The 26090-nt window shown below is 62.7% G+C and carries 26 protein-coding genes; 13 read left to right on the forward strand and 13 right to left on the reverse strand.

The annotated features are described in order from the left end of the window. Positions 1-115 precede the first annotated feature (115 nt). Together AMK05_RS04415 and AMK05_RS04420 are read right to left on the reverse strand one after the other, a co-directional pair. Positions 116-1618, reverse strand: coding sequence for an inorganic phosphate transporter (locus AMK05_RS04415; RefSeq protein ID WP_064836880.1), 1503 nt, complete (start codon positions 1616-1618; stop codon positions 116-118). 63 nt (positions 1619-1681) lie between these two features. Then, on the reverse strand, positions 1682-2212 hold the full coding sequence (locus AMK05_RS04420) for an NUDIX hydrolase (RefSeq protein ID WP_064836884.1): 531 nt from the start codon (positions 2210-2212) through the stop codon (positions 1682-1684). Positions 2213-2475: 263 nt separating this feature from the next. Here AMK05_RS04420 and AMK05_RS04425 point away from each other — a divergent pair, with 263 nt between their 5' ends. Together AMK05_RS04425 and AMK05_RS04430 are read left to right on the forward strand one after the other, a co-directional pair. Continuing rightward, a complete protein-coding gene (locus AMK05_RS04425; RefSeq protein ID WP_171899748.1) occupies positions 2476-3381 on the forward strand; it encodes a LysR substrate-binding domain-containing protein in 906 nt (301 codons plus the stop codon). A 65-nt stretch (positions 3382-3446) separates the two neighbouring features. Then, a complete protein-coding gene (locus AMK05_RS04430; protein WP_064836888.1) occupies positions 3447-4604 on the forward strand; it encodes an adenosylhomocysteinase in 1158 nt (385 codons plus the stop codon). Positions 4605-4619: 15 nt separating this feature from the next. Here the strand turns inward: AMK05_RS04430 and AMK05_RS04435 are convergent, their stop codons facing one another. Beyond that, positions 4620-5516, reverse strand: coding sequence for a LysR family transcriptional regulator (locus tag AMK05_RS04435; RefSeq protein ID WP_064836890.1), 897 nt, complete (start codon positions 5514-5516; stop codon positions 4620-4622). Between the two features lie 142 nt (positions 5517-5658). Here AMK05_RS04435 and AMK05_RS04440 point away from each other — a divergent pair, with 142 nt between their 5' ends. From AMK05_RS04440 to AMK05_RS04455, 4 genes are all read left to right on the forward strand, one after another. After that, a complete protein-coding gene (locus AMK05_RS04440; protein WP_064836892.1) occupies positions 5659-7098 on the forward strand; it encodes an FAD-linked oxidase C-terminal domain-containing protein in 1440 nt (479 codons plus the stop codon). Beyond that, positions 7095-8297, forward strand: coding sequence for an FAD-binding protein (locus AMK05_RS04445; protein ID WP_064836894.1), 1203 nt, complete (start codon positions 7095-7097; stop codon positions 8295-8297). Before AMK05_RS04440 ends, AMK05_RS04445 begins: the two co-directional genes overlap by 4 nt. Before the next feature lie 283 nt (positions 8298-8580). Continuing rightward, the gene (gene glcF / locus AMK05_RS04450; RefSeq protein ID WP_064836896.1) at positions 8581-9891 is read left to right on the forward strand and encodes a glycolate oxidase subunit GlcF; all 1311 of its coding nucleotides are present in this window, start codon (positions 8581-8583) and stop codon (positions 9889-9891) included. Positions 9892-9930: 39 nt separating this feature from the next. Then, positions 9931-10371, forward strand: a complete 441-nt coding sequence (locus AMK05_RS04455; RefSeq protein ID WP_064836902.1) for a hypothetical protein — start codon at positions 9931-9933, stop codon at positions 10369-10371. A 92-nt stretch (positions 10372-10463) separates the two neighbouring features. Here AMK05_RS04455 and AMK05_RS04460 read toward each other — a convergent pair whose 3' ends face one another. The 3 genes from AMK05_RS04460 to AMK05_RS04470 all read right to left on the reverse strand — a co-directional run bounded on the left by AMK05_RS04460 (position 10464) and on the right by AMK05_RS04470 (position 12832). Then, positions 10464-11138, reverse strand: coding sequence for an outer membrane protein (locus tag AMK05_RS04460; RefSeq protein WP_064841266.1), 675 nt, complete (start codon positions 11136-11138; stop codon positions 10464-10466). 122 nt (positions 11139-11260) lie between these two features. Continuing rightward, positions 11261-11947 (reverse strand): L,D-transpeptidase, encoded by a 687-nt coding sequence (locus tag AMK05_RS04465; RefSeq protein ID WP_064836904.1) that lies wholly within the window; start codon positions 11945-11947, stop codon positions 11261-11263. A gap of 135 nt (positions 11948-12082) precedes the next feature. Then, positions 12083-12832 (reverse strand): L,D-transpeptidase, encoded by a 750-nt coding sequence (locus AMK05_RS04470; protein ID WP_064836906.1) that lies wholly within the window; start codon positions 12830-12832, stop codon positions 12083-12085. A gap of 241 nt (positions 12833-13073) precedes the next feature. On the opposite strand from AMK05_RS04470, the gene AMK05_RS04475 reads away from it, so the two are divergent. Together AMK05_RS04475 and AMK05_RS04480 are read left to right on the forward strand one after the other, a co-directional pair. Next, entirely contained in the window at positions 13074-13703 is a 630-nt protein-coding gene (locus tag AMK05_RS04475; protein ID WP_064836908.1) for a DNA-3-methyladenine glycosylase I, read from the forward strand. Then, positions 13700-14209: a hypothetical protein gene (locus AMK05_RS04480; RefSeq protein ID WP_064836910.1), complete on the forward strand. Its 510-nt coding sequence runs from the start codon at positions 13700-13702 to the stop codon at positions 14207-14209. Before AMK05_RS04475 ends, AMK05_RS04480 begins: the two co-directional genes overlap by 4 nt. 28 nt (positions 14210-14237) lie before the next feature. On the opposite strand, the gene AMK05_RS04485 is transcribed toward AMK05_RS04480, so the two are convergent. Then, positions 14238-14942, reverse strand: coding sequence for an HAD family hydrolase (locus tag AMK05_RS04485; protein WP_064836912.1), 705 nt, complete (start codon positions 14940-14942; stop codon positions 14238-14240). A gap of 272 nt (positions 14943-15214) precedes the next feature. Here AMK05_RS04485 and AMK05_RS04490 point away from each other — a divergent pair, with 272 nt between their 5' ends. Beyond that, complete coding sequence (locus AMK05_RS04490; RefSeq protein WP_064836914.1) at positions 15215-16264, forward strand: aldo/keto reductase; 1050 nt, start codon at positions 15215-15217, stop codon at positions 16262-16264. 247 nt (positions 16265-16511) lie between these two features. Here AMK05_RS04490 and copM read toward each other — a convergent pair whose 3' ends face one another. The 3 genes from copM to AMK05_RS04505 all read right to left on the reverse strand — a co-directional run bounded on the left by copM (position 16512) and on the right by AMK05_RS04505 (position 18125). Further along, complete coding sequence (gene copM / locus AMK05_RS04495) at positions 16512-16871, reverse strand: CopM family metallochaperone (RefSeq protein WP_064836916.1); 360 nt, start codon at positions 16869-16871, stop codon at positions 16512-16514. Positions 16872-16947: 76 nt separating this feature from the next. Then, positions 16948-17310 (reverse strand): hypothetical protein, encoded by a 363-nt coding sequence (locus tag AMK05_RS04500; protein WP_064836918.1) that lies wholly within the window; start codon positions 17308-17310, stop codon positions 16948-16950. A gap of 59 nt (positions 17311-17369) precedes the next feature. Next, on the reverse strand, positions 17370-18125 hold the full coding sequence (locus AMK05_RS04505) for a hypothetical protein (RefSeq protein WP_064841267.1): 756 nt from the start codon (positions 18123-18125) through the stop codon (positions 17370-17372). Between the two features lie 134 nt (positions 18126-18259). Here AMK05_RS04505 and hisS point away from each other — a divergent pair, with 134 nt between their 5' ends. From hisS to hisG, 3 genes are all read left to right on the forward strand, one after another. Further along, the gene (gene hisS / locus AMK05_RS04510; protein ID WP_064836920.1) at positions 18260-19783 is read left to right on the forward strand and encodes a histidine--tRNA ligase; all 1524 of its coding nucleotides are present in this window, start codon (positions 18260-18262) and stop codon (positions 19781-19783) included. Positions 19784-19957: 174 nt separating this feature from the next. Continuing rightward, positions 19958-21079 (forward strand): ATP phosphoribosyltransferase regulatory subunit, encoded by a 1122-nt coding sequence (locus AMK05_RS04515; protein WP_064836922.1) that lies wholly within the window; start codon positions 19958-19960, stop codon positions 21077-21079. Next, positions 21076-21771: an ATP phosphoribosyltransferase gene (gene hisG, locus AMK05_RS04520; RefSeq protein ID WP_064836924.1), complete on the forward strand. Its 696-nt coding sequence runs from the start codon at positions 21076-21078 to the stop codon at positions 21769-21771. Before AMK05_RS04515 ends, hisG begins: the two co-directional genes overlap by 4 nt. Before the next feature lie 82 nt (positions 21772-21853). Here hisG and AMK05_RS04525 read toward each other — a convergent pair whose 3' ends face one another. Beyond that, the gene (locus AMK05_RS04525) at positions 21854-22267 is read right to left on the reverse strand and encodes a DoxX family protein (RefSeq protein WP_003588305.1); all 414 of its coding nucleotides are present in this window, start codon (positions 22265-22267) and stop codon (positions 21854-21856) included. 211 nt (positions 22268-22478) lie between these two features. Between AMK05_RS04525 and AMK05_RS04530 the strand changes: the two genes are divergently transcribed. Further along, complete coding sequence (locus AMK05_RS04530; protein ID WP_064836926.1) at positions 22479-23189, forward strand: glutathione binding-like protein; 711 nt, start codon at positions 22479-22481, stop codon at positions 23187-23189. Positions 23190-23369: 180 nt separating this feature from the next. Here AMK05_RS04530 and AMK05_RS04535 read toward each other — a convergent pair whose 3' ends face one another. Beyond that, positions 23370-23816, reverse strand: coding sequence for a hypothetical protein (locus AMK05_RS04535; protein ID WP_064841268.1), 447 nt, complete (start codon positions 23814-23816; stop codon positions 23370-23372). A gap of 616 nt (positions 23817-24432) precedes the next feature. Beyond that, entirely contained in the window at positions 24433-26073 is a 1641-nt protein-coding gene (gene groL, locus AMK05_RS04545; RefSeq protein WP_064836929.1) for a chaperonin GroEL, read from the reverse strand. Between the last annotated feature and the right edge of the window lie 17 nt (positions 26074-26090).

Below are 26090 nucleotides of genomic sequence, written 5' to 3' on the forward strand. Positions count from 1 at the left end.
TTTCAGAGCATGATGCCGAAAAGTGTGAGCGGTTTTCTCATGACATCATGCTCTAACTCTTTAATTTATAACAGGATTCAGATTTTAGGCCGAGCCGGCCTAAAATCATCCTGTTCTAGACGAAGAGCGCGAACATAACCCAATTAATCCCTGCCGCAAGCGCGGCCGAAATCGGCACGGTGACGATCCAGGCGGCGATGATCGTCATGAAATGCGAGCGGCGCACAAGATAGCGCCGCCGTGTCTCGTGGACGTTCGCTTCATCCGGTTCGTCGATATCGAAGCTCTCGACCCTGCGCCTGACATAGGCAATGCGGCGCTTCGAATGGCGCGTATACCATTCGCGGAAGAAGCCGACGCCGAAAACGGAGCCGACGGCGATATGCGTGGTGCTGACCGGCAGGCCGAGCCAGGAGGCGACGATGACGGTGAAGGCGGTCGACAGCGCGACGCAATAGGCGCGCATCGGATTGAGCTTGGTGATTTCCTCGCCGACGAGGCGGATGAGGCGCGGGCCGAACAGCAGCAGGCCAACGGAGATGCCGAAGGCGCCGATCAGCATCACCCAGAGGGGCGGATGGCCAATGCTGCCGTCGCCGCCACCGATGCCGACCGAGTGGACGATCGCCGAAAGCGGCCCGACCGCGTTCGAAACATCGTTTGCGCCATGCGCGAAGGACAGCAGCGCGGCAGAGCCGATGAGCGGCAGCCGGAACAGCACCCGCAGCGAGCTGTTGCGGTTTTCGAGATCGCGCGCCTGGGCGAGTACAAGCGGCCGGGCGATAAGCCAGCTGACCAGCCCGATGCCGATGCCGATGAGGATGATGGTGAAAGCCGGAAATTTGCCGGTGGGCGACAGCTGCAGCACCATATAGGCCATGAAGCTGCCGGTCATCACCGCGACCAGCACCGGCACCCAACGCCGAGCAGCCGCGATCTTGTCGTCGCGATAGATGATCAGCGTCTTGACGAGGTAGAGCAGCCCGGCCGCGATCAGCCCGCCGATCAGCGGCGAGGTGATCCAGCTCGAGGTGATCTCCACCATCACCCGCCAATTCACCGGTTCCGGCCCGACGGCTGCGATGCCGGCGCCGATCACCGCGCCGACGATCGCATGGGTGGTGGAAACCGGGGCATTCATCCAGGTCGCGAGATGGATCCAGAGGGCGGCAGCCATCAGCGCAGCCATCATGATCCAGCCGAGTGCCGCCTGCGGCACCTGGACGGCGTCGACGATGTTGGAGGAAATCGTCCTGACGACCTCGCCGCCGGCGATCGTTGCGCCGAGAACCTCGAAAATCGCAGCGATAACAAGCGCCTGGCCCATCGTCATGGCCCGCGCCCCGACGGCCGCGCCGACATTGTTGGTCACGTCGTTGGCGCCGATGTTCATCGCCATGTAGCCGGCAAGGGCGGCCGCCGCCACGACGAGCACCGCTCCGGGATGGTCGAACACGTAGACGCCGGCAAAGATCATGGTCAGGCCGACGAAGATCAGCCCGAGACCGGGCGCCACCAGCCGCCGCAAGACATGCTTCGTCGCGTCCTCGGCATGGGTGATCTTGGCGAGGTCTTTGTCGAGCGTGCGTTTCGTCAGGATTGTGGGACGTGGCGGCATTCTTTTTCCGAGGTATGAAATCTGCTTCTACGCTGCTTTTCTAGCATCGCAAGATGGCAGGATTCATTCCGCCGGGATTTGCTTTTCCGCCGGCCCCTGTTTGGCCGCTTTTGCCGAAAGCCTTTCGGTTATCTTTCGCTTGAAGGCCAGGAAAAGGCCGCGCAGCTCCGGCTCGCGCACGCGCCCGGCCGCCTCGTCGAAGGAGACCCATTCGATGCGGCGCTCGCCCTTCTCCTTGAAGTTTTTCGCCATGTCGGTGACTTCGAGCCCATAGACCTGCACCTTGCAGGCCACCTGCACGCCGTCGCGCAGCACTTTCGAGTAGCTGTATGCGCCGAGCGTTTCCGTCTCGACCGCGCCGCGCACGCCGGCTTCCTCAAAGGCCTCCTGTGCGGCGACCTCATGGGCGCATTTGCCGGTCATCGGCCAGCCCTTGGGAATGACCCAGCGGCCGGTATCGCGGCTGGTCATCAACAGCACCTCGACCTCACCGCTCTTCTTCTTCACCCGATAGCAGATCGCACCATATTGCTGTCGCGGCGGACGCCGGAACATCAGCTGCACATCGGATGCCAATCGGGCGAGAAGAGTCAATTGTCGGGTCACCTTCGCAGTGGTTGTTAGGAATCACTCATATAGTGTATCACGAAAATCTGACACAATCCAAAAGCCGCGGCCGCTCCGAGAGGCGACTGGATCGCCGTTCCTTAAGGGAAATCGAGCTGGGGCAGGCTCAGAAATCCGTCACGTCCTGTCTCGAATGCGTCACATTGCACAGCTGTACAATATGGCGCGGTCTTGCCTTTCCTTCAATGGCAAGATCAAGTGATCCACTGTCATTTGTGATCGTGGTAATCATGCGTCTTCCGCCGCTCAATGCCGTCCGCGCCTTCGAGGCGGTCTACCGTCACGGCAGCATTCTGAAGGCTGCCGAAGAGCTGAACGTGGTGCGCGGCGCCGTGCGCCAGCAGATCGCCACGCTGGAGGGCCACTTCGGCCGCAATCTCTTTCTGCGCGACGGCCGCAGGCTGGTTCCGACCGCAGAGGCGAGCGCTTTCGCCGAGGCTTGCAGCGCGGCTTTCGACATTCTGCAACGCGCCGCTTGCGAGCTCGAAGGCGTCGTGCCGGGCCGCATCCGGCTCGGCGTGCCCTCCGCTTTCGCGGTCTGGTGGCTGATGCCGCGCGTTGCCGACATGCAGGCGCACCTCGGCGATACGGCGGTCGATATCGTGCCGATGAGCGTGGTCGAACCGCTCAATATGCACCCGGAACTGGACGCGGTGATCATGGGCGGCGAATACCGGCCGGCCGCAGGCGTGACCGCGGTGCGGTTCATGGAAGACGAGTTCGGTCCGGTCGCCACACCGGCGCTTGCCGCAATGCTGTCGGAGGATCCGGCGGCGATGGGCCGGCTTGCCATGCTCGCCAGCCGCAGCGTTCCGAAGCTGTGGGGCGAATGGTTTGCCGAAAGCGGCACGCCGCCGGTCGCCTTTTCCCGCTGTCAGGAATTCGAGGATCTGCTGCTGGCGCTTGGTGCCGCCCGCTCCGGCCTCGGCATCGCCGTTGCGCCGCGCGCCTCGATCGAGGACGATCTTCAGCGCGGGCAGCTGGTCGCGCCCTATGGCTTCATCGCCCGGCCGTCCGGCTACAGCCTCTGCTGCCGCACGCCGGATGCCAAACGTCCGGGTTTTGCCGCCTTATCAGGCTGGCTGTGCCAGTCCGGGAGCGGAAAGGGCAGTTTTTCTGCTCCGTCGCCAGAATAACCTCCATATTCGCCGCCCTGTGGCATCGCTAGACATGGCGGGATATCGGCAACAGGGATGAGATGATGGAAAAGACCGCGACGCGCATCGACTGGATCGGCAGCAGCTGCCGGCTGCTGAAGGCGACGGCGGCCGAATTCGAGCGGACGCGTCCCTTCGCCGGGCTGTCGATCGGCACCGGTATTCATCTCGAGCCGAAGACGGTGGCGCTGCTGATGACGTTACGCGCCGGCGGCGCCCGTCTGGTCTGCACCGGCAATCTCAACAGCACGCAACCTTCGACGGTCGAGTTCCTGCGTGCGCAGGGTATCACGGTCTTCGCCACGCAGACGACCGATGCCGCCGCCCACCATGGCAGTCTCGAAGCGGTGATTGCCGAAAAGCCGGATCTGCTGCTCGACAATGGCGGCGATCTCTTCGCCATTGCGGCGGAAAAGCCTTATGCCAATCTCCGCGGCGGCACCGAGGAGACCACCTCGGGGCGCACGCGGCTGCTGCCGCTGCGCGAGCGCCTCAACATGCCGATCCTCGTCATCAACGACAGCCCGATCAAGCAGTTTGCCGAAAACCGGCATGCCGTGGGACAGAGCCTGTTCGAAAGCTATCTGCGCTTCACCAACCGATCTACCCACGGCAAACGCGTGACGGTGTTCGGCTATGGCGCCTGCGGCAAGGGCACGGCCGCCTGTTTCCGCAACGCGTTCTCCACCGTCAGCGTCGTCGATATCGATCCGGTGGTCACACTAGAAGCCCATCTCGATGGTTTCGTCACGCCGCTGCGCGAAGCGGCGATCCGCACGGCGGATATAGTCGTCACCGTCACGGGATTTGCCGGCATCCTCACGGCGGCTGACCTGCCGCTCGTCAAGGACGGCGCGATCCTGATGAATGGCGGCCATTTCCCGCGTGAGATCGATGTCGAGGCCTTTCGCCGCCATCCCGACGTCATCGGCGTCGATCGCTACGAGGCCGATCATATCGAGACCTTCTATCTCAGCGACGGCCGCTCTTTTCACGTGCTCGGCGGCGGCCACATGGCCAATCTCGCCGGCCCGCGGCCGCTCGGCAACACGGTCGAATCGATGGATCTCGGCTTCACCCTGCAGGCCCGCTGCCTGGAACGCATCGCCAGGGGCAAGGTCGGTCCCGAATGCTGCGTCGTGCCGGTTCCCGGCGATATCGACGCGATGGTGGCCAACGCCTATCTCGACCTCTCGCGCTGAAACGGGCGCCTGTCGTCAGCGCTCCCAATAGGGCACAGGCCCGTAAAGCTCGGCGAGATAATCGATGAACAGCCGCACCTTGGCCGGCAGGAACTGCCGGCTGGGATAGACGGCCGACAGCGCGACATTGTGCGAGCCTTCATAGGCCGGCAGCACCTGCACCAGACGGCCGGCCTTGAGCTCTTCGCCGATATCCCAGGTGGAGCGCAGGGCGATCCCGAGGCCGGCGATGACCGCCTCGCGGATCACCTCGCTGGAGTTGGTGATCAGCAGGCCCTCCGGCCGCAGGCTGAGCATCCCGTCCGGCCCGTTCAGGCGCCAGGTATCGCCATTATGCGCCGGCAGGCAGCGGTGATGTTTCAGTTCGTCGATGTGGCCGGGCTCGCCATGTGCCGCGAGATAGTCCGGCGAGGCGCAGAGCAGCCGGCGCACCGGCGCCAGCCGGCGGGCGACGAGGCTCGAATCGGTGAGCTCGGCGATGCGGATCGCCAGATCGAAGCCGCCGCCGACGATGTCGCTGAATTCGTCGGTCAGCACCAGATTGATGGCCAGCTCCGGATGCGCCCGCATGAACGCCTTCAGATGCGGCGCGATGTGCATGCGCCCGAAAGAGGTCGGCGCCGAGATCTTCAACGTGCCGTGCATCTGCGCCGAACGGCCGGAAATATAGAATTCCGCCTCTTCCAGCCCGGCGAGAATGCCGAGAACGCGGTCGTAAAAGCCCTGTCCGGCTTCCGTCAGCGAGATCTGCCGCGTCGTGCGCTGCAACAGCCGGGTGCCGAGCCGGTCCTCCAGCCGCTTGATCCGCTTGGAGACCACGGCCGGGGAAAAGCCGAGCGCCCGCCCGGCAAGCGACATGCTGCCGGTCGAAACGACCTTGGCAAAGATTTCGAGATCGCCGAGATTGGTCATGCGGTTTTCGATTTTTTCCCCTTTTGACATAAGTGCTTAGCATTTGCGCCCCTTTCGGGAAAGTGCTAAGCCGATCTGTCGGCGGCAGGAGGTTTTCGGCCGTCATTTCCCGTCGTCACGATGTCAAAGGCCTGAGAGCGCCATGTCCGACGCCATATCGTTTCTCAAACCCCGCGCCGATGTCCTGGCCCGCCGCGCCCAGATCGTCGCCGATCTCACAGATCTGCTGCCGCCGGAATGCCTGGTGCATGAAGCGCGCGAGCTGGTGCCCTTCGAGACCGATGCTTTCGTGTCCTACCGTCGCCTGCCGCTCGCCGTCGCCCTGCCGCGCAACACGGCCGAGGTCTCTGCCATCATGCGTTATTGCCACCGCTACGGCATTCCCGTCGTGCCGCGCGGTGCCGGCACCTCGCTTTCCGGCGGCGCCATTCCGCAGGAAGATGCCGTCGTGCTCGGCCTGTCGAAGATGAACCGCATCCTCGAAATCGATCTGCCGAACCGCGTTGCCGTGGTTCAGGCCGGTGTCACCAATCTCAATATCTCCGAGTCCGTCTCGGCGGAGGGCTTCTTCTACGCGCCCGATCCGAGTTCGCAGCTCGCCTGCACTATCGGCGGCAATATCGGCATGAATTCCGGCGGTGCCCACTGCCTGAAATACGGCGTCACCACCAACAATCTGCTCGGCGTTCGGATGGTGCTGGTCGACGGCACGGTGATCGAACTCGGCGGCAAGGCGCTGGACGCCGCCGGTTACGATCTGCTCGGCCTCGTCTGCGGCCACGAAGGCCAGCTCGGCATCGTCACCGAGGCGACGGTGCGGCTGATCGCCAAGCCGGAAGGCGCGCGCCCGGTGCTCTTCGGCTTCGAAGCTTCGGAAGAGGCCGGCGCCTGTGTCGCCGATGTCATCGCCGCCGGCATCATCCCGGTTGCGATCGAATTCATGGACAAGCCGGCGATCGAGATCTGCGAGGCCTTTGCCCATGCCGGTTATCCCCTCGATGTCGGCGCGCTGCTGATCGTCGAGGTCGAAGGTTCGGAAGCGGAAATGGACGCCACCTTGACGGACATTGTCGCAATCGCCCGCCGGCACGGCGTCAAGACCGTGCGCGAATGCCAGTCGGCGACCGAAGCGGCGCTGATCTGGAAGGGCCGCAAATCCGCCTTCGGCGCCACCGGCCGCATCGCCGACTATATCTGCATGGACGGCACCGTGCCGCTCAGCCAGCTGTCGCATGTGCTGAAGAAGACGGCCGAGATCATCGATCATTACGGTCTGCGGGTCGCCAACGTCTTCCATGCCGGCGACGGCAACATGCATCCGCTGATCCTGTTCAACGCCAACGATCCCGAGGATGCCGCCCGCGCCGAGGCCGCCGGCAACGACATCCTCAAACTCTGCGTTGATGCCGGTGGCTGCCTGACCGGCGAACATGGTGTCGGTATCGAGAAGCGCGACCTGATGCGGCATCAATATTCCGAAGCCGATCTTGCCCAGCAGATGGCGGCGCGCGCCGCCTTCGATCCCGGCTGGCTTCTCAATCCATCGAAGGTCTTCCCGCTCGAAGGGCGCCCTGCCGCATGATCGATCTGATGCCGACGAGCGAGGAGGAGGCGGCAGCGATCGTCCGCACCCATGCCGAGAGCGGCCGGCCGCTCGCTATCTGCGGCGGCGATAGCCGCGCCGGCTTCGGCAATGCCGTCGCCTGCGAGGAGCGGCTGCGCTCGACCGGGCTTACCGGAATCGTCGCCTATAATCCCGGCGAAATGGTCATGACGGTGCGATCGGGAACGCCGCTTGCCGAGGTCGAGGCGGCCCTTTCCGAAAGCGGTCAGATGCTCGCCTTCGAACCGATGGATCATCGCCCGGTGATGGGCACCTCGGGGGAGCCGTCCATCGGCGGCGTCTTTGCCGCCAATGTCTCCGGCCCGCGCCGGCTGATTGCGGGCGCCGCCCGCGACAGCCTGCTCGGCGTGCGCTTCGTCAACGGCAAGGGCGAGATCATCAAGGCCGGCGGCCGGGTGATGAAAAACGTCACCGGCCTCGATCTCGTCAAGCTGATCGCCGGCTCGCATGGCACGCTCGGTTTCCTCACCGAAGTCACCTTCCGCGTGCCGCCGCGTCCGAAGACCGAGCGCACAGTGGTGCTGTCGGGGCTCAACGACGCCGAGGCGGCAGAGGCCATGGCTGCGGCCATGGCGCTGCCGGCCGAGGTCTCGGGTGCGGCCCATCTGCCCTTGACGGTGACGTGGAAATTCCTCGCCGGCAAACTGCCGGAGGGCGAGGCGACGGTTCTGCGTATCGAAGGCCTCGCCGGCTCGGTCGATGTGCGTTTGGAAAAGCTTACGGCTGCAATGTCGGCCTTCGCAGCGGTGACGCGGCTGGACGAGCCGGAAAGCCGCAGGCTCTGGCAGGAAATCCGTGACGTTGTGCCCTACGCCGATGCGACGTCGCGGCCGGTCTGGCGCGTCTCGGTCGCCCCCGGCACCGGCCACCAGCTGGTCGCGGCGCTCCGCCTCGAAGCCGGCGTCGACGCCTTTTATGATTGGCAGGGCGGTCTCGTCTGGATGCGCATGGAGGCCGGCCCCGAAGGCGAGCTGGTCCGCCGCTTTATCAAAGCTCTGGGCGGCGGCCACGCGACGCTGATCCGTGCCTCGGGCGAGGCGAGGGCGACAACCGCGGCGTTTCATCCGGAGCCCGAGGCTGTGGCGATGCTGTCGCGGCGGGTGAGGGAGAAGTTCGATCCGGCGGGGATTTTCAATCCGGGGAAGATGGGTGGCTGAGATGTCGTTTTCGAGCTATCTGGGAATATCGGCCTTGAGAGATGGTACTAAGGCTGGGCTTGCTCCCTCTTCTCCCCAGCGGGGAGAAGGTGGCCCGAAGGGTCGGATGAGGGGGGCGGCACGGCAGAAGTCATCTTCGCTTGCCGCTCAGATGCTCGCTCCTTTCGTCGCTCACCCCCTCATCGCCTCGCTTTGCTCGGCACTTCTCCCCGCTGGGGAGAAGAGGGAGCAAGTGGCTACTGCCTCGCTCCAGCGCAATGAAACCCCGCTGGAGGCCGCATAAATGCAAACCAACTTCACCCTTGCCCAGCTCCTCGACCCCGATGTCGCCGAATCCGAGCAAATCCTGCGCAAATGCGTCCATTGCGGTTTCTGCACCGCCACCTGTCCCACCTATGTGACGCTCGGCAACGAACTCGACAGTCCGCGCGGCCGGATCTACCTGATCAAGGACATGCTGGAAAACGGCCGGCCGGCCGATGCCGAGGTCGTCACCCATATCGACCGCTGTCTCTCCTGCCTGGCCTGCGTCACCACCTGTCCCTCCGGCGTCGACTACATGCATCTGGTCGATCACGCCCGCGCCCATATCGAAAAGACCTACAAGCGCCCCTTCATGAACAGGTTGACGCGCGCCATCCTTGCCGCCGTGCTGCCCTATCCCGGCCGCTTCCGCCTGGCGCTCAATCTCGCCCGTCTCGGCCGGCCCTTCGCCGGGCTGATGCGGGGAGCGGCGCTCAAACCCTTTGCCGCCATGCTGGCGCTTGCGCCGCGCCGTGTGCCCGCAGCGTCCGCCTTGGCAAAACCCGGCAGCTATCTGCCTGAAGCCGAACGGCGCGGCCGGGTGGCGATGCTGTCCGGCTGCGCCCAGCCGGTGCTCGATCCCGGCATCAATGCGGCGGCGATCCGGCTGCTGACGCGACTTGGCGTCGAGGTGGTACTGCCGGAAGGCGAGGTCTGCTGCGGGTCGCTCGTCCATCACATGGGCCGCGCCGAGCAGGCGCTCGAAAGTGCGCGGGCCAATGTGGATCTCTGGACACGCGAAATCGACGGGCAGGGGCTTGACGCGATCGTCATCACCGCCTCTGGCTGCGGCACGACGATCAAGGATTACGGCCATATGCTGCGCCTCGATCCCGCCTATGCGACAAAGGCGGCGAGGGTCTCAGGCCTTGCCAAGGATATCACCGAATATCTCGCAACCCTCGAGCTGCCGGCGCACATGCCGAAGAGCATCACCGTCGCCTATCACTCCGCCTGTTCCATGCAGCACGGCCAGCGCATCACGCTGACGCCGAAGCAATTGCTCAAAGCGGCGGGCTTTACCGTGCGCGATCCCGCCGAAGGCCATCTCTGCTGCGGCTCGGCCGGCACTTATAACATCATGCAGCCGGAGATTTCGGCGGCGCTGAAGGCACGCAAGGTCAAAAACATCGAAGCCACCAAGGCCGATATCATCGCCACCGGCAATATCGGCTGCATCACCCAGATCGCCACCGGCACCGGCATGCCGATCCTGCATACGGTCGAGCTGCTCGATTGGGCTTATGGCGGCGCTGTGCCGGAAAAATTAAGAGATTTGCCGTTAGGCTGACGTGAAAGGCCTGTCGGGCCTGTCTCGGGAGTTTGGACGATGTGGCGGGGAATGATCGTATTTGCCGGACTGCTCGGTGCGGCGGGCGCCGCCCATGCCGACAGCCGTTTTTTCTGTTCTGCCGATGACAAGGAAGCGCGCTTCACGCTCGAGAGCGGCTTCGAAAGCGAAGCCGGCCACAAGCTCAACCATTTCCGCGGCGCGCTTGTCGTCAAGGACCCGGCCCAAGCGACCGTGTTCGGCAAACGTGTGTTCGAATCGCAGCATCTGACCAACCATTGGTCGCGCGCTGGCGATCTGCTGCTCGAAGTCTTCGACGGCGGCGAAGATGACACCGGTGGAGCAACGCTGGATCTCGTTGTGGTTGCCGGCGAACGCGGCAAGCCGGCGGCAAATTTCAGCGGCACCTATTCCCTGACGATCGCAGGCGGTGAAAAACCCTTTGCCGTCGAGGGCAAGGTCAGCTGCGGCACTAAATAAAGCAATTTCAAAAGTGTGAAGCGGCATTCCGTCCGGAGTTGCGCCACAGCAAAAATTAGAGCGGTCCTCAATGGACCGCTCTAACGATTCAATTACCAGTGGAACGACACGCCGACATTGACGGCATTGGTGAAGATGTTGGTCTTCAGGTCCACGCCGCTGTCGATCGGAACGTCGACACGTGAATAGGTGCCCTTGTATTCGACGAAGGTCGACCATCGGTCGGTCACCTTGAAGTCGACGCCGGCCTGGGCCTGCAGCGTCACGCCGCCGAATTCATAAGCCCAGGTCTTGCCCTCGGGGCGAATCACTTCGACATGCGGAATGTTCACACCGACACCGGCACCGAGATAGGGCGTCCAGCGGCGGGCCGGATCCTGGAAGCGATAGAGCCCGTTCACCGTCAGCAGGTTCAGGCCGTCGGTGAATTCGAAATGCGACCAGCCGGTCTTGGCGAGCGTATCGTCGTCGGCATAGACCTTGTCATGGGTATAATCGAGCGAAATACCCCAGTTCGGCTTGTTGAAATTTTCCAGCCACCAGGTGACGCGGCCGCCGTAGTAGGGCGGGCTGCCGAAGGACTTGCCTTCCCAGCCGGCGGTGAAATGCGTGCCGTCGGAAAGATCGACGCCGCTGTGCGGAGCCGTCTGATAGCCGCCGTAGATGGAGAATTGCAGGTCTTCCGCCGAGGCGGAGGCTGCCGAACAGATGGTGAAAAACGCGATGCCCGCAAGCAGGGAGGCGGAGGAACGCAGCGCATATGTCATTGAATAGCCCCAATATTGCAAATATGTCGACTCCTAGGCACGTCTGCCAGCTTTCCGCCGCAAAGTCCAAGAGAAATAAAAGGCGCCTCTAAAAAGCGCCTTCGTTTTTTAATAGGTGTTGCTCAGCCGCCGAACATGGTGCGGAGCACGTCGATGCCCCTGTCCTCGAAAGCGACCTTGCCCTGCTTGTTGCCGGGGCCGATGACGATCACCTTGGTGCCGACGGGCGCGCGATCGTAAAGATGCGTTACGTCCTCGTTCATCATCCGGATGCAGCCGGAAGACATGTTGAGGCCGATCGTCCAGGGTTGATTGGTGCCGTGGATGCGGAAGATGGTATCGCGGCCGCCCTGATAGAGATACATGGCCCGCGCACCGAGCGGATTGTCCTCGCCGCCTTCCTGGTAAGCCGGAATGATGTGACCCTTGGCGGCTTCGCGGCGGCGCATTTCGGCCGGCGGTGTCCATGCCGGCCATTCGGCTTTGCGGCCGATCTTGACGATACCCGACCAGCCGAAGCCGTCGCGGCCGACACCGATGCCGTAGCGGGTGGCGCGGTTGTTGCCTTCGACGAGGTAGAGATATTTGTTGTTGGTATCGATGATCACGGTGCCGGCGGCTTCCGTCGTCACCAGCCGCACCTTCTTGCGCTTGAACTGCGGCTTCACATATTTCGGCATCTGCGCCACACGCACGACTTGCGCCGGACGCTGGGTGTTGTCGGAGCCGGCAGGCGCCGCAAAGGCGGATGTGGACATCAAGGACAGGACAAGTCCGGCCGCGGCCAGACCTGGCATCAATTTGATCATGATCGATTCCCCTCAAGCAAATCCGCCTGAAGCTACATGAACTTCTGCCCGATTCAAGATCGGCCCGGCCGGATAAAGCAATTTCGGGAAAGGAAGCCGCCTGTTCTTGCGGCTTCCAAGATATCGTATGTGCCGTTACATGACGACGACGCGGGTTCCGACGCGGACGCGGTCATAGAGATCGACGACATCTTCGTTGCGCAACCGGATGCAACCGGAGGAGACGGCGCTGCCGATCGACCAGGGCGCGTTGGTGCCGTGGATGCGGTAAAGCGTCGAGCCGAGATACATGGCGCGGGCGCCGAGCGGGTTTTCCGCGCCGCCGTCCATCCGCGCCGGCAGGTAGTGGCCCTTGGCGGCTTCGCGGCTGATCATCTCGGAAGGCGGCGTCCAGTCCGGCCATTCCTGCTTGCGGGTGATCTTGTGGGCGCCGGCCCATTCGAAGCCGGGCTTGCCGACGCCGACACCGTAACGCCGCGCCTTGCCGCCATCCATCACCAGATAGAGGAAGCGGTTGTTGGTATCGATGACGATCGTGCCGGGTTTTTCCTGAGTGTCGTAATCGACCAGCTGCGGCAGGAATTGCGGCTCGATCGGATGGCGGATCGACGGTATGCCCGGGCTTATCGCCGAGACGGTCTGCGGTGCGACTTGCGGCGCCTGGCGCAGCACCCGGCGCTGGAAAAGCCCGCGCTGCTGCTGTTGGACGACCGGCCGCTGGTAGACGACGGGACGAACCGCGCCGCCGCCGAGCTGGTTGATCCAGGGCGCGGTCAGGTCGGGGCTGAGCACGACCGGCGGGCGGGTGGCGTAGCGGTCGTCTGCAAGGGCGGCCGTGGAGAAAATGCCGAAGACGGCTGCGGCGAGAACAAACTGTTTCATCATCGGACGGACTCTCTACAATGGCCGAAAATGCGCTGGCGGAGGCGTCCGCCCGCGAAAGACGCTGCCACCCAATCCGCCAGCGAATGGTAAAGATCGATTCATGAAAACTCGACCCGTGGGATAAACTTTTCGTCAGGGTTACCGTTCGGTTTGGAAAGACGGTTTGCAAATGGTAAAGCCGGAATCATGACCGGAAAACCAGGCGGACCGGCGAGCGGACGAACCCGGGAATGAAGCGGACATGAGCGAGACAGGCATTATCATCGGCGAGGACGGCAGGAGCCGCTGCCACTGGCACGCCAATCTGCCCGATTATCTCCACTATCACGATGAGGAATGGGGCCGCCCTGTCACTGATGACATCCGCCTGTTCGAGAAGATCTGTCTTGAAGGTTTCCAGTCCGGTCTTTCCTGGCTGACCATCCTGCGCAAGCGCGAGAATTTCCGCGCCGCCTTTGCCGGCTTCGATTTCGAAAAGGTCGCGCTTTTCGGCGACGAGGATGTCGCGCGCTGCCTTGGCGATGCCGGCATCATCCGCCATCGCGGCAAGATCGTCTCCACCATCAACAATGCCAGGCGCGCTCTGGCGCTGCGCGATGAATTCGGCTCGCTCGCCCATTATTTCTGGCGCTATGAACCCGGCCATAACGAGCGGCCAGCGGTGGTCGACCGGGAGCATATCGTCGCCAATCCGACGACGCCGACCTCGGTCATCATTTCGAAGGATCTGAAGAAACGCGGCTGGACCTTTGTCGGCCCGACCACAGTTTATGCTTTCATGCAGGCGATGGGTCTCGTCAACGATCATCTCGAGGGCTGCTTCTGCCGGCCCGAGGTCGAGGAAATGCGCGCCGTGCTGGTGCGACCATGAAAGAAGATGCATCCGTGAGAACATTGATCTCAGCCGCCACCCTTTTCCTCCTGACGGTCCCCGCTCTGGCGCAGACGCCGCAGCTCGATCCGGGCGAGAAGCTGGAGAAGCTGCAATTCCCGGCCGTCACCATGCAGCTCAAGGGCTGGACGAAGTTCGGCAACAGCCATGTCTACACGCTGCCGGTGCGCGCCGGCCAGCATGTGAAGATCGACTTTGCCACCAAGAGCAAATTCGCCTTCCTGGCGATCTTCGACCTGTCGAAACCGGATGACGAGGCCTTCTTCGGCACCGACGAGGACGGCATGAGCTTCGAGACGACGGTCAAGGAAAACACCACCTGGCTGATGCGCCCCTATTATTCCAAGGTGTCGCCGCGCCGCGGCCTCGGCGCTCCCTTCAGCATCCTGATCGAGCCTTTGGCGGCTGCCCCGAAGCAGCAGCAACCGCCGGCCGAGCCGCAGCAGCCGTCGCTGTTTCCGAAGGCGCCTGCCAAACAGCAATAAGCCCCTGCCAAATAAGGGAGCGTCCGGCCTATGTCAGCCGGTCGATCAGGTCGCGCAATTCGCCGAGATGGCCGATCTTGCGGAAACGCGGCGCTTCCGTCGGTTCGTCCACATGTTCTAGCACCCAGGTCAGCTCATGCGGCACGAACACGCCGTAGCTGCCGGCGGCGATGGCCGGCACGATGTCCGATTTCAGCGAATTGCCGACCATCATCGCCCGTTCCGGCCCGTCGCCGACCTTGGCGAAGATGCGGCGATAGGTGACGGCCGTCTTGTCGGAGACGATCTCGACAGCATCGAAGAAGTCGCCGAGCCCGGATTGGGCGAGCTTACGCTCCTGGTCGAACAAATCGCCCTTGGTGATCATGACAAGCAGATATTTGCCGGCAAGCGCCTCCAGCGTGTCGCGCACATGCGGCATGGTCTCGACAGGATGGGAAAGAAGATCGCGGCCGGTATCGAGGATCTTGGCGATCACGCTCGCGGGAATCTTGCCTTCGGTGATCTCGATCGCCGTCTCGATCATCGACAGCGTGAAACCCTTGATGCCGAAGCCGTAATGGCGAAGATTGCGCTTCTCGGCCTCCAGCAGCCGCTCGGAAATCTTCGGCCCTTCGGCAAAATCGGCCAGAAGCCCGGTGAAATGCGCTTCCGTCAGCCGGTAATATTGTTCGTTCTGCCAGAGCGTGTCGTCGGCATCGAAGCCGATGGTGGTCAGTGGTCGCGTCGCCATATGCGTACCTCTTAAAATATGACTGGCAATCTATCGGCCGCCTGTGTCTAGACAAGGGCTGCGTCGAGACAAGGGCTGCGTCGAGACGAGAGTGCTCATCTCCGCAGCGGTAAGGCACGGCGTTGAAAAGCCTCGCTGCCGCACTACATGAAAATCGCCTCACCTTACAGCCAGCCACGGCTGTGCCTGTCGCGCGCAGGCCAATAATCAAAAAATGAAGTTCTTCCGTTCGCAAGCCCCTCTTGCGGCAGACACAAAGGATTTATTCGACCATGCGTTACAACCAACTCGGAAATACGGGACTTTTCGTCTCCGAAATCTGCCTGGGCACCATGACCTTCGGCGAAGCCAAACAGGGCACCATGTGGGGCGCCATCGCCGATGTCGACCAGAATGCCGCCGACCGGATCGTCGAGCGCTCGCTGGCTTCAGGCGTCAACTTCATCGACACGGCCGACGTCTATTCATCAGGTGAGTCCGAAAGGCTGCTCGGCCAGGCGCTGAAGAACCTCGGCGTGCCCCGCAAGGACGTCGTCATCGCCACCAAGGTCTATGGCGTCATGGGCGACAAGCCGAACGACCGCGGCGCCTCGCGCGGCCACATCATGGATTCCGTCGAGGCGAGCCTCAAGCGCCTGCAGACCGATCATATCGATCTCTATCAGATCCACGCGACCGATACGGTGACGCCGATCGAGGAGACGCTGCGCGCGCTCGACGATCTCGTCTCCCGCGGCCTCGTGCGCTATATCGGCGTCTCCAACTGGCAGGCCTGGCGCATTTCCAAGGCGCTCGGTCTTTCCGACCGCCGCGGCTTTGCCCGTTTCGAGACGGTGCAGGCCTATTATTCCATCGCCGGCCGCGATCTCGAGCGCGATATCGTGCCGATGATGCAGGAGGAAAAGCTCGGGCTGATGGTCTGGTCGCCGCTCGCCGGCGGTCTCTTGTCCGGCAAATACGGTCCCGGCGCGCCCGGTAACGGCGAGGGCCGCCGCGCCAGTTTCGACTTCCCGCCGGTTGATAAGGACAAGGCCTGGGCCTGCGTCGCCGTCATGCGCGAGGTCGCCGAAAAGCACGGCGTCAGCGTCGCCACCGTGGCGCTCGCCTATATCCTCGCCAAGCCTTTCGTCACCACCGTCATCATCGGCGCCAAGCATGTCGACCAGCTCGACCAGAATCTTGCCGCCGTCAAGCTGAAGCTCGACGACGGCGATATGAATAGGCTCGACGAGGTCAGCGCCCTTGCTCCGGAATATCCGGGCTGGATGCTGTCGCGGCAGGGCGCCGGCCGCCGCCCGGCCGATTTCGAGCCGAAAGGCTGAGAACACCGGCGCTGTGCCACTCGGATGACGAAAGTTGCCCCTCACCCTAACCCTCTCCCCGTAGAAACGGGGAGAGGGAACGTGCCCTGCGAAAGATATGCGGGGAACGGAGAGGTTGCGGCATGGTCCCTTCGCCCCGTTTACGGGGAGAAGGTGGCGGCAGCCGGATGAGGGGCTGGTCGAGCATGAGGTAAAAGAGTCTGGGACCGCCGGTCATCTCCGGCGTTCCCCTTTCGCGAGTGATCGACTACTTGCCGCGGGCCTTGAGCCAGGCGTTCATCTCGGCGATCTCGGCTTCCTGCGCCTTGATCACGGCTTCGGCAAGCTTGCGGATTTCCGGATCCTTGCCGTATTGCAGCTCGATCTTTGCCATGTCGATCGCGCCCTGATGATGCGGGATCATGCCGCGGACGAAATCCGCGTCGGCATCGCCGCTATATTCGATCATCATATTCTTGTGCATCTTGTCGTTCGCCTCGGTGAAGGCATGGCTTGCCGCGTCGTGACCGCCCATCGGCTTGCTCATATCCATGGCCTTGTCTTCGGCAAGGGCGGGAGCCGCAAGGATGGCGAGCATGGTAGTAAATGTGATGACTTTCAGAGACATGAGAGGTCCTTCCTCTGTCTGACAATAGGGTTGCGGGCGACTGAAGCCGCTCGCTTCTCAATGCATAAGCGTGATGTCAGGACAGTCGGGGAGGGGGAGCCTGCGGAGCGGGCCGATCGTCATCCAGGGCGCGGGCAAGCGCCGGGGTGGGATAGGCGAAAACAGGCTTTGCGCTATCGACGACCATGATGGCCGGCGGCAGCAGCAGACAGGCGCTGCAAAGCGGCATATGCGCGGCGTTGCCGGTAGAGCAGGGGTCTTTCAAGGGATCGGCCTTGCCCGCCGCGTCAGGCATCTGCATGCCGGCCATCTGATGATGCATGCCGGTTTCGGCGGCGGGGGCATTCATCGACGCACAGGTCGGACAGCCTGCCAAAGCAGACATGGCGCTGTAGACCAGCCAACCGAGAACCATGGTGATGAGGGCGAGCGTGCGCATGGTCCCTCATATAGGGGAATGCCGGATGCAAGCCAAGCCGATCGGCGGTCACATCCTGGTCACCAGGTGGCCATCACCTTGTGCTCGATCCGGTAATCCCGGCTCTCCTCGCCGAGCGGCGCCACCGGCCATGTCCAGGCCGCCTTTGACGGCGGCGGCGAAACGCCGTGCAGCAGGTCGGCCTCCTCATGCGTCCGGCCGTTGCGGTCGATGACGGCATAGGCGGTGTCGGTCACCAGGCAATGACGACAGGAGAGACCCGAAAGCCCGGCCAGATGCGCCGCAATCAGCCGCTCCACCGTATCGGCAGGCATTCCGGCCGCCTCGGCGTCGTAGCGCCGTTTCACGCCCCGGCCGATCTGCGACAGGAGATTGGCCGAAACCACAAAATCGAGATAGGGCACGGTGCGCAAGAAGCCGAGCGGTTCGGGCGCTCCGCCGGCGGCAAGATCGTCATAGCCGGAGAGATCGCGCTCGATCAGCCTGATATTGCGATAGCCCTTGGCCGCAAGCCATAGGCGCATCGAGGCGAGATGAACGAGATCGACCAGCACGACGGTGTCGAACTCGTGCGCCAGCGCCTCGATCGGCACGTCGCGCAGCAGGCCCGAGCCGAGCACGACGGCGGTGCGCTTCTGCCTGAGACCAGACGCCGCCGCGCGGATCGCGTTCCGGCTCATCGTCTCATGTTCGGCCCAATCCCGGGCGCAGCGCCCGGCCCGTGACCAGAGATTGACGGAATAGCGGATGAACTTTCGATGCGGATTGCCGGTCAGCGGCCATGTCGCGGCATAAAGAAGCGTTTCGGTGATCATGAGCATATCCGCATTCTGATAGGCGCCTCTGCTTCAATCGATTCGGCTTGCGGCTTCAAGACCCTTCGCCCTTGCCGCTCCCCGCCCAATCCGCTAGGAAACCGCCACTGTCACAGTCAGCGGAATTCCCGGAAATGAACGACAAGCAGAAGAAGCCGCAAAAGCTCAAGGCCCGCCTGCCGCGCGGCTTCGTCGACCGCACGGCCGGCGATATCCGCGCCGTCAACGAGATGACGGCAAAGATCCGGGAAGTCTACGAGCATTATGGTTTCGACCCGCTCGAAACGCCGCAGTTCGAATATACCGATGCGCTCGGCAAGTTCCTGCCTGACAGCGACCGGCCGAACGAGGGCGTGTTCTCGCTGCAGGACGACGACGAGCAATGGATGTCGCTGCGTTATGACCTGACGGCGCCGCTCGCCCGCCATGTCGCCGAGAATTTCAACGAAATCCAGCTGCCCTACCGCACCTATCGCGCCGGTTACGTCTTCCGCAACGAGAAGCCGGGCCCCGGCCGCTTCCGCCAGTTCATGCAGTTCGATGCCGATACCGTCGGCGCGCCGGGTGTCCAGGCTGATGCCGAAATGTGCATGATGATGGCCGATACGCTTGAAGCGCTCGGCATCAAGCGCGGCGACTACGTCATCCGCGTCAACAACCGCAAGGTCCTGGACGGCGTGCTGGAGGCGATCGGCCTCGGCGGCGACGACAAGGCGGGCCAGCGGCTGAACGTGCTGCGCGCCATCGACAAGCTCGACAAGTTCGGGCCTGAGGGCGTTGCCCTGCTGCTCGGTCCCGGCCGCAAGGATGAGTCCGGCGACTTCACCAAGGGCGCCGGTCTCGACCAGGCGCAGATCGACAAGGTGCTGTTCTTCGTCGGCATCAAGGACTACGCCGAAAGCGCCGCTCAGCTCGCCGAACTCGTTGCCGGAACGTCGAAGGGCGGCGAAGGCGTCGAGGAACTGAACTTCATCGGCGCGCTTGTTGCGAGCGCCGGCTACCAGTCCGATCGCATCAAGATCGATCCCTCCGTCGTGCGCGGCCTCGAATATTATACCGGCCCGGTCTATGAGGCCGAACTGAGCTTCGACGTCACCAATGAAAAGGGCGAAAAGGTCGTCTTCGGTGCGGTCGGCGGCGGTGGCCGTTATGATGGCCTGGTTTCCCGTTTCATGGGCCAGCCGGTGCCGGCAACCGGCTTTTCGATCGGCGTTTCCCGCCTGATGACGGCGCTGAAGAACCTCGGCAAGCTCGGCGCCAGCGAAATGATCGAGCCGGTGCTGGTGACCGTCATGGATGGCGATGTCGAGGCGATGGGCCGCTATCAGAAGATGACGCAGCAGCTGCGCGCCGCCGGCATCCGTGCCGAGATGTTCCAGGGCAATTGGAAGAAGTTCGGCAACCAGCTGAAATATGCCGACCGCCGCGGCTGCCCCGTCGCCATCATCCAGGGCGGCGATGAGCGCGCAACCGGCGTCGTGCAGATCAAGGATCTGATCGAGGGCAAGCGGCTCTCCGGCGAGATCGAGGACAATGCCAGCTGGCGCGAAGCCCGCGTGGCGCAGGAGACGGTGCCGGAAGCCGACTTGGTCGCCAAGGTGAGGGAAATCCTTGCGGCGCAGGCGGAGGATCGGAAGAGGGCGGGTGATGCGCAGTAAACCCCTCCCCAACCCCTCCCCACAAGGGGGAGGGGCTTTACGTGGCGCCGCCGTGCCCAACGCAGCATTTGCTTCACCGGAGGTCCTCTCGATTTGGTTCGACGATCGCCGCGAATTAGTCCCTCCCCCTTGTGGGGAGGGGTTGGGGAGGGGACTTTTCCCGGGAGCGACACCATGCCCCTGATCAACCTCCCGGAATTCTCTACTGAGCTGCTTGCCGAATTCGACGCCCGCAAGGCCGAGCGCATCGATACGCCGGTCATTCAGCCGGCCGAACCCTTCCTCGATATCGCCGGCGAGGATCTGCGCCGCCGCATCTTCATGACCGAGAGCGAAACCGGCGCCAGCCTTTGCTTGCGTCCGGAGTTCACCATCCCCGTCTGTCTGCGCCACATCGAGACGGCGACCGGCACGCCGAAGCGTTACGCCTATCTCGGCGAGGTCTTCCGCCAGCGCCGCGACGGCGCCAACGAATTCTACCAGGCCGGCATCGAGGATCTCGGCGATATCAACATACCGAGCGCCGACGCTCGCGCCATCGGCGACGCCACCGGCATTCTCGCCCGCCTGCTGCCGGGCCGGCGCCTGTCGGTGACGCTCGGCGACCAGGCGGTGTTCGAGGCGGTCGTTCAGGCGCTCGGCCTGCCGCTCGGCTGGCAGAAGCGGCTGATCCATGCCTTCGGCAACATGACCCAGCTGGAAGCCCTGCTGGCCGGTCTCGTCAGCCCGCAATTCGTCACCGGGCTGGACGACGATATCGCAAAGCTTGTCGCATCAGGCGACGAGCAGGCGCTGGTCTTCCATCTCGAGCAGGAGATGCAGGCCACGGGCTATTCGACCAATGCCAGCCGCTCGCCGCTGGAGATTGCCCGGCGGCTCAAGGAAAAGCTCATTCTTTCCGAGACGCGTCTCGACGATGCCGCCTTCCATGTGCTGGAAGAGTTCCTGTCGCTCGACGTGCCGCTCGTCAATGCGTCGGCGGCGCTCGCCGGCTTTGCCGATGCTGCCGGCCTGAAGCTCGGCAATGCACTCTCCCGTTTCAACGGTCGCGTCGGCGCCCTTGCCGATGCCGGCGTCGATCTGTCCTGCCTCGATTACCGCGCCGCCTTCGGACGGCCGCTGGATTATTATACCGGCCTCGTCTTCGAGGTGACGGCGGAAGGCTCAAGCGCGGTTCTGGCCGGCGGTGGCCGCTTCGATAAGCTCCTGACCTTCCTCGGCGCGACCGACCGCATTCCGGCCGTCGGCTTCTCCTTCTGGCTCGACCGCATCGAAACCGAAAGGGCAGCCGCATGACCATCACCATCGCGCTTCCCTCCAAGGGCCGGATGAAGGACGACGCTTCGGCGATCTTCGAGCGGGCCGGCATGCCGATTTCGGCCGTCGGCAACGACCGCTCCTATCGCGGCCGCGTCGAAGGCTGGGACGATGTCGAGGTCGCCTTCCTCTCGGCCTCCGAGATTTCCCGCGAACTCGGCAACGGCACCGTCGATTTCGGCGTCACCGGTGAGGATCTGATGCGGGAGGGTTTTGCCGAAGTCGACAAGCGCGTCGAATTCTGCGCCCGCCTCGGCTTCGGCCATGCCGATGTCGTCGTCGCCGTGCCGGAGATCTGGCTGGATGTCGAGACCATGGCCGATCTCGGCGACGTCGCCGCTGATTTTCGCGCCCGTCATTCCAGGCGTCTTGCCATCGCCACCAAATACTGGCGCCTGACCCAGCAGTTCTTTTCGAGCCAGCACGGCATCCAGCTTTATCGCATCGTCGAAAGCCTCGGCGCCACCGAGGGTGCTCCGGCCTCAGGCTCGGCCGATATCATCGTCGACATCACCTCCACCGGCTCGACCCTGCGCGCCAACCACCTGAAGGTGCTCCAGGACGGCGTCATCCTGCATTCGCAGGCCTGCCTCGTGCGCGCCCGCAAGCAGAGCCATGCCGACGAGCCGGTTGTCCAGGCAATCATCGACGCAGTGCGCGCCGCCCTCTGATCCTAGCCATCAATGCATAAGAGAACCCGCCGTCAATTCAATGACGGCGGGTTCTCTCATGTCTGGGAGGATGTCTGCTGGATCAGGCAGCCGCATAGGCGCCGCGGCGGGCGTCAATCGAATAGGCGCCGGCACCGACGGTGGCGAGCAGGATATACGCGCCGGCCAGAGTGATGTTCTTCATGACCATGATCTGGTTGAGAATGTTCACGAGTTCCGTGCCGCTTGCGTAGGGCAGGTGAAAGGCAACGCCCGTGAAGACACAGAAGGCGGCGAGCAGCCAGCCGGCGATGCGGACCTGGAAGCCGGTGAGAACCGCAAGGCCGGCCAGCAGTTCGAAAAGGCCTGCGACATAGGCCAACAGGGTTGCTGCCGGCAGGCCGGCACCGGCGATCATGCCCGCAGTACCGGCAGGATCGGTGAGCTTCATGAAGCCGGAAAGGATGAACATGAAGGAAAGAAGAATGCGGGCAATCAGGATGATGGCGTTCGACATGGATATTGTCTCCGTTTGAAGGACTCTGGAGATCTTGGTGCCCCGGCACCGGATGGACCTCGGATGCCTCCTATGTCGCTTTTTTCTTCTATTGTGGAAAGATAAACGGAAGCGGACAGTTTGTTCAATAATATGAAACGATGTCCCGCCGTCGTCGCTTGCCTTTCACAAAGCCGGTCTTTTATGGTCGCCACCCAACAAGGAGAATCCGATGGCAGATCTGTCCGCATTTCCGATCACGACCCGCTGGCCGGCGAAAAATTCTGACATCATCCAGCTCTATTCGTTGCAGACGCCGAACGGGGTCAAGGTATCCGTCGCCCTCGAAGAACTCGGGCTCGCCTATGAGCCGCATTATATTTCCTTCGCCGTCAACGAGCAGAAGTCGCCCGAATTCGAATCTCTCAATCCGAACGGCCGTATCCCGGCGATCATCGATCCGAACGGGCCTGATGGCAAACCGATCGGCCTTTTCGAATCCGGCGCCATCCTGCTCTATCTCGCGGAAAAGACCGGCAAGCTCATCCCCGAGAATGCCGCCGGCCGCTACGAATGCATTCAGTGGGTGTTTTTCCAGATGGCCGGCATCGGCCCGATGTTCGGCCAGTTCGGCCATTTCTATAAATTCGCCGCCGACAAGGTCGCCAACAATTCCTATCCGGTGGAGCGCTATCGCGATGAGTCCAAGCGGCTGCTCGGCGTGCTCGAAGGCCGGCTGAAGGGCCGGCAGTGGATCATGGGCGATCAGTATACGATCGCCGACATCACTACCTTCACCTGGGTCCGCGGCGCCGACATCTTCTATGGTGGCCGCGAGGTTCTGGACTATGCGAGTTTCCCCGCCGTTTCGGATTGGCTGCAACGCTGCATCGCCCGCCCGGCCAGCGCCAGGGGGCTCAATATCCCGGTCAAGCCGGAATAGCTGACGGCCAGAGATCGCCGCCTGCCCCTCATCCGCCTGCCGGCACCTTCTCCCCGCACGCGGGGCGAAGGGGATATGCCGCTACCTCACCGTCAGCCATTTACCTCGCGCAGGGCACGTCCCCTCTCCCCGTAAAACGGGGAGAGGGTTAGGGTGAGGGGCAGACGTTCCCTACCGCCTCTATTGCCGGTTGGCAATCTGCCTCGCACCTTCGAGCTTGAAGCGCGGAAAGACGAAGACGCCAGCCATGCTGCCGCTGTATTTCTCCTCGAGTCCGTTTGACTCGCCCATGCAGAATAGCGGCTGGCGCAGGCCGTTCGGCATGATGATCGTCGTCGAAAAGCAGAAGGAGGAGCAGTGTGTTGCTGCCTGTTCGAACAGTTCCAGCACGTGACTGCGATCTCCGGAATCGTAGCATCGGATCAGGTTCAGCAGTCCGCATTCCTCTGCGGAGAGGCCGTGCAGCATGGCGCTCCATTTGCCGAGACGAAGCACGCCGCTCGCCAGATCTCCGGCCCAGCTTTCGGAAACGGAAAACTGCGCCAGCATCTCGTGCTGTTGATTGTTGTCGTTCATCGAACCGGGCAGCAACGGCACGGCTGCATTGGCTTTGGCAATCTTAAACACAGGCGTTCCCTCGTTCGCATGCGGCTCCTCCGCCGCACGCTCGGCAAACACTAGAGACAGGCTTATGCAGCAGCGGTCATAATGCCCGCACCCATACCAGCGATCATTGCCACGGCTATCCGAGCCTCCAAACCGGAGCCCTTCGACACCGACTATTCTGGCATCGCCTTCCCGCGCTCGTCTGACAGCGAAAATGATCGCCGGGCGCGCTTCAATTGCAGCGCGGATTTATAGGAACTTTTGCACAAACGGCAACGGCTTTTTAAGGGGCGTTCGGATCGCGATCCTTTTGCCGGAGATGTTAGCAGCCCCGCGCTGCTTGGTGAGAATGGAGGCCGGGAGTTCAATTTTAGGCGCCTTTCCCCCGTTTCGCCTCACTTGGCGGGAGATAAATCCCCGCAAGCTGACGATTGCCCGCATGTTGCATGGAGAGAAAAACAAACAGCGGCGCAAGCCTCGCGAAAGCTTGGCCGGTCGGCACATACGATGCGCGGCACAAAATAGCGCGCAACGGATCGAATCGTTTCGAGCAAAGCTTGCGGCAAAAAGAAAAGGGCGACCCGAGGGCCGCCCTTCCTGTTCCGAATGCCGGAATGTGTGAAAGGCCTATGGCCTATCACATCATGTCCATTCCGCCCATGCCGCCCATGCCGCCAGGCATGCCGGCAGGGGCATCCTTCTTTGGCAGTTCGGCGATCATGGCTTCGGTGGTGATCAGCAGCGATGCGACAGAAGCAGCGTTCTGCAGCGCGGTACGAACGACCTTGAGCGGGTCGACGATGCCCATGGAGATCATGTCGCCGAATTCAGACGTCTGGGCGTTGTAGCCGAAGTTGTCTTCATTCTTGTCGAGGACCTTGCCGACAACGATCGAGGCTTCGTCGCCTGCGTTTTCAGCGATCTGGCGAACGAGGGCCTGCAGGGCGCGGCGAACGATGTTGATGCCGGCTTCCTGGTCGTCGTTTGCACCCTTGACGGTGATCTTCGTGGAGGAGCGCAGGAGAGCGATACCGCCGCCGGGGACGATGCCTTCCTGAACGGCAGCGCGCGTCGCGTTGAGTGCGTCGTCGATGCGGTCCTTCTTTTCCTTCACTTCGACTTCCGTCGAGCCGCCGACGCGGATGACGGCAACGCCGCCGGCGAGCTTGGCAAGACGTTCCTGCAGCTTCTCGCGGTCGTAGTCGGAGGTGGTTTCTTCGATCTGGGCCTTGATCTGGGCAACACGGCCTTCGATGTCGGACTTGGCGCCCGAACCGTCGACGATCGTGGTGTTTTCCTTGGAGATCGAAACCTTCTTCGCACGGCCGAGCATGTCGAGCGTGACGGATTCCAGCTTGATGCCGAGGTCTTCGGAGATCACGGTGCCGCCGGTCAGGATGGCGATGTCTTCGAGCATGGCCTTGCGGCGATCGCCGAAGCCCGGAGCCTTGACGGCAGCGATCTTGAGGCCGCCGCGCAGCTTGTTGACGACGAGGGTCGCAAGAGCTTCGCCTTCGACGTCTTCAGCGATGATGAGGAGCGGCTTGCCGGTCTGAACGACGGCTTCGAGAACCGGGAGCATCGACTGCAGGTTCGAGAGCTTCTTCTCGTGAAGGAGAATGAAGACGTCTTCGAGGTCGGCGACCATCTTTTCCGGGTTGGTCACGAAGTAGGGGCTGAGGTAGCCGCGGTCGAACTGCATGCCTTCGACGACTTCGAGTTCGGTTTCGGCGGTCTTGGCTTCTTCAACCGTGATGACGCCTTCGTTGCCGACCTTCTGCATGGCTTCGGCAATGTCGAGACCGACCTGCTTGTCGCCGTTTGCGGAGATCGTGCCGACCTGTGCAACTTCTTCCGAGGTGGAGATCTTCTTGGCCTTGGCCTGGAGATCCTTTACGACGTCGGCCACAGCGAGGTCGATACCGCGCTTCAGGTCCATCGGGTTCATGCCGGCTGCAACGGCCTTGTTGCCTTCGCGAACGATCGCCTGGGCAAGAACGGTTGCAGTCGTGGTGCCGTCGCCGGCGATGTCGTTGGTCTTCGAAGCAACTTCGCGGACCATCTGGGCGCCCATGTTTTCGAACTTGTCTTCGAGTTCGATTTCCTTGGCGACGGAAACGCCGTCCTTGGTGATGCGCGGAGCGCCGAAGGACTTGTCGATGATGACGTTACGGCCCTTCGGGCCGAGCGTTACCTTGACTGCATCGGCGAGAATGTCGACGCCACGCAGCATCTTTTCGCGCGCGGTGCGACCAAACTTGATTTCTTTAGATGCCATGATTGAAACTCCTCAAT

The sequence above is a fragment of the Rhizobium sp. N324 genome, from assembly GCF_001664485.1.
Taxonomy (GTDB): domain Bacteria; phylum Pseudomonadota; class Alphaproteobacteria; order Rhizobiales; family Rhizobiaceae; genus Rhizobium.

What these genes read in the sequence shown, in the direction of transcription:
- AMK05_RS04455 (WP_064836902.1), top strand. Translation starts at nt 9,931, where the DNA reads ATGTGGCGGGGAATGATCGTATTTGCCGGACTGCTCGGTGCGGCGGGC.
- AMK05_RS04425 (WP_171899748.1), top strand. Translation starts at nt 2,476, where the DNA reads ATGCGTCTTCCGCCGCTCAATGCCGTCCGCGCCTTCGAGGCGGTCTAC.
- AMK05_RS04440 (WP_064836892.1), top strand. Translation starts at nt 5,659, where the DNA reads ATGTCCGACGCCATATCGTTTCTCAAACCCCGCGCCGATGTCCTGGCC.
- AMK05_RS04435 (WP_064836890.1), bottom strand. Translation starts at nt 5,516, where the DNA reads ATGACCAATCTCGGCGATCTCGAAATCTTTGCCAAGGTCGTTTCGACC.
- hisS (WP_064836920.1), top strand. Translation starts at nt 18,260, where the DNA reads ATGAACGACAAGCAGAAGAAGCCGCAAAAGCTCAAGGCCCGCCTGCCG.
- AMK05_RS04485 (WP_064836912.1), bottom strand. Translation starts at nt 14,942, where the DNA reads ATGGCGACGCGACCACTGACCACCATCGGCTTCGATGCCGACGACACG.
- AMK05_RS04515 (WP_064836922.1), top strand. Translation starts at nt 19,958, where the DNA reads ATGCCCCTGATCAACCTCCCGGAATTCTCTACTGAGCTGCTTGCCGAA.
- AMK05_RS04505 (WP_064841267.1), bottom strand. Translation starts at nt 18,125, where the DNA reads ATGATCACCGAAACGCTTCTTTATGCCGCGACATGGCCGCTGACCGGC.
- AMK05_RS04460 (WP_064841266.1), bottom strand. Translation starts at nt 11,138, where the DNA reads ATGACATATGCGCTGCGTTCCTCCGCCTCCCTGCTTGCGGGCATCGCG.
- AMK05_RS04490 (WP_064836914.1), top strand. Translation starts at nt 15,215, where the DNA reads ATGCGTTACAACCAACTCGGAAATACGGGACTTTTCGTCTCCGAAATC.
- AMK05_RS04480 (WP_064836910.1), top strand. Translation starts at nt 13,700, where the DNA reads ATGAAAGAAGATGCATCCGTGAGAACATTGATCTCAGCCGCCACCCTT.
- groL (WP_064836929.1), bottom strand. Translation starts at nt 26,073, where the DNA reads ATGGCATCTAAAGAAATCAAGTTTGGTCGCACCGCGCGCGAAAAGATG.
- copM (WP_064836916.1), bottom strand. Translation starts at nt 16,871, where the DNA reads ATGTCTCTGAAAGTCATCACATTTACTACCATGCTCGCCATCCTTGCG.
- hisG (WP_064836924.1), top strand. Translation starts at nt 21,076, where the DNA reads ATGACCATCACCATCGCGCTTCCCTCCAAGGGCCGGATGAAGGACGAC.
- AMK05_RS04445 (WP_064836894.1), top strand. Translation starts at nt 7,095, where the DNA reads ATGATCGATCTGATGCCGACGAGCGAGGAGGAGGCGGCAGCGATCGTC.
- AMK05_RS04470 (WP_064836906.1), bottom strand. Translation starts at nt 12,832, where the DNA reads ATGATGAAACAGTTTGTTCTCGCCGCAGCCGTCTTCGGCATTTTCTCC.
- AMK05_RS04500 (WP_064836918.1), bottom strand. Translation starts at nt 17,310, where the DNA reads ATGCGCACGCTCGCCCTCATCACCATGGTTCTCGGTTGGCTGGTCTAC.
- AMK05_RS04525 (WP_003588305.1), bottom strand. Translation starts at nt 22,267, where the DNA reads ATGTCGAACGCCATCATCCTGATTGCCCGCATTCTTCTTTCCTTCATG.
- AMK05_RS04415 (WP_064836880.1), bottom strand. Translation starts at nt 1,618, where the DNA reads ATGCCGCCACGTCCCACAATCCTGACGAAACGCACGCTCGACAAAGAC.
- glcF (WP_064836896.1), top strand. Translation starts at nt 8,581, where the DNA reads ATGCAAACCAACTTCACCCTTGCCCAGCTCCTCGACCCCGATGTCGCC.
- AMK05_RS04530 (WP_064836926.1), top strand. Translation starts at nt 22,479, where the DNA reads ATGGCAGATCTGTCCGCATTTCCGATCACGACCCGCTGGCCGGCGAAA.
- AMK05_RS04465 (WP_064836904.1), bottom strand. Translation starts at nt 11,947, where the DNA reads ATGATCAAATTGATGCCAGGTCTGGCCGCGGCCGGACTTGTCCTGTCC.
- AMK05_RS04475 (WP_064836908.1), top strand. Translation starts at nt 13,074, where the DNA reads ATGAGCGAGACAGGCATTATCATCGGCGAGGACGGCAGGAGCCGCTGC.
- AMK05_RS04430 (WP_064836888.1), top strand. Translation starts at nt 3,447, where the DNA reads ATGGAAAAGACCGCGACGCGCATCGACTGGATCGGCAGCAGCTGCCGG.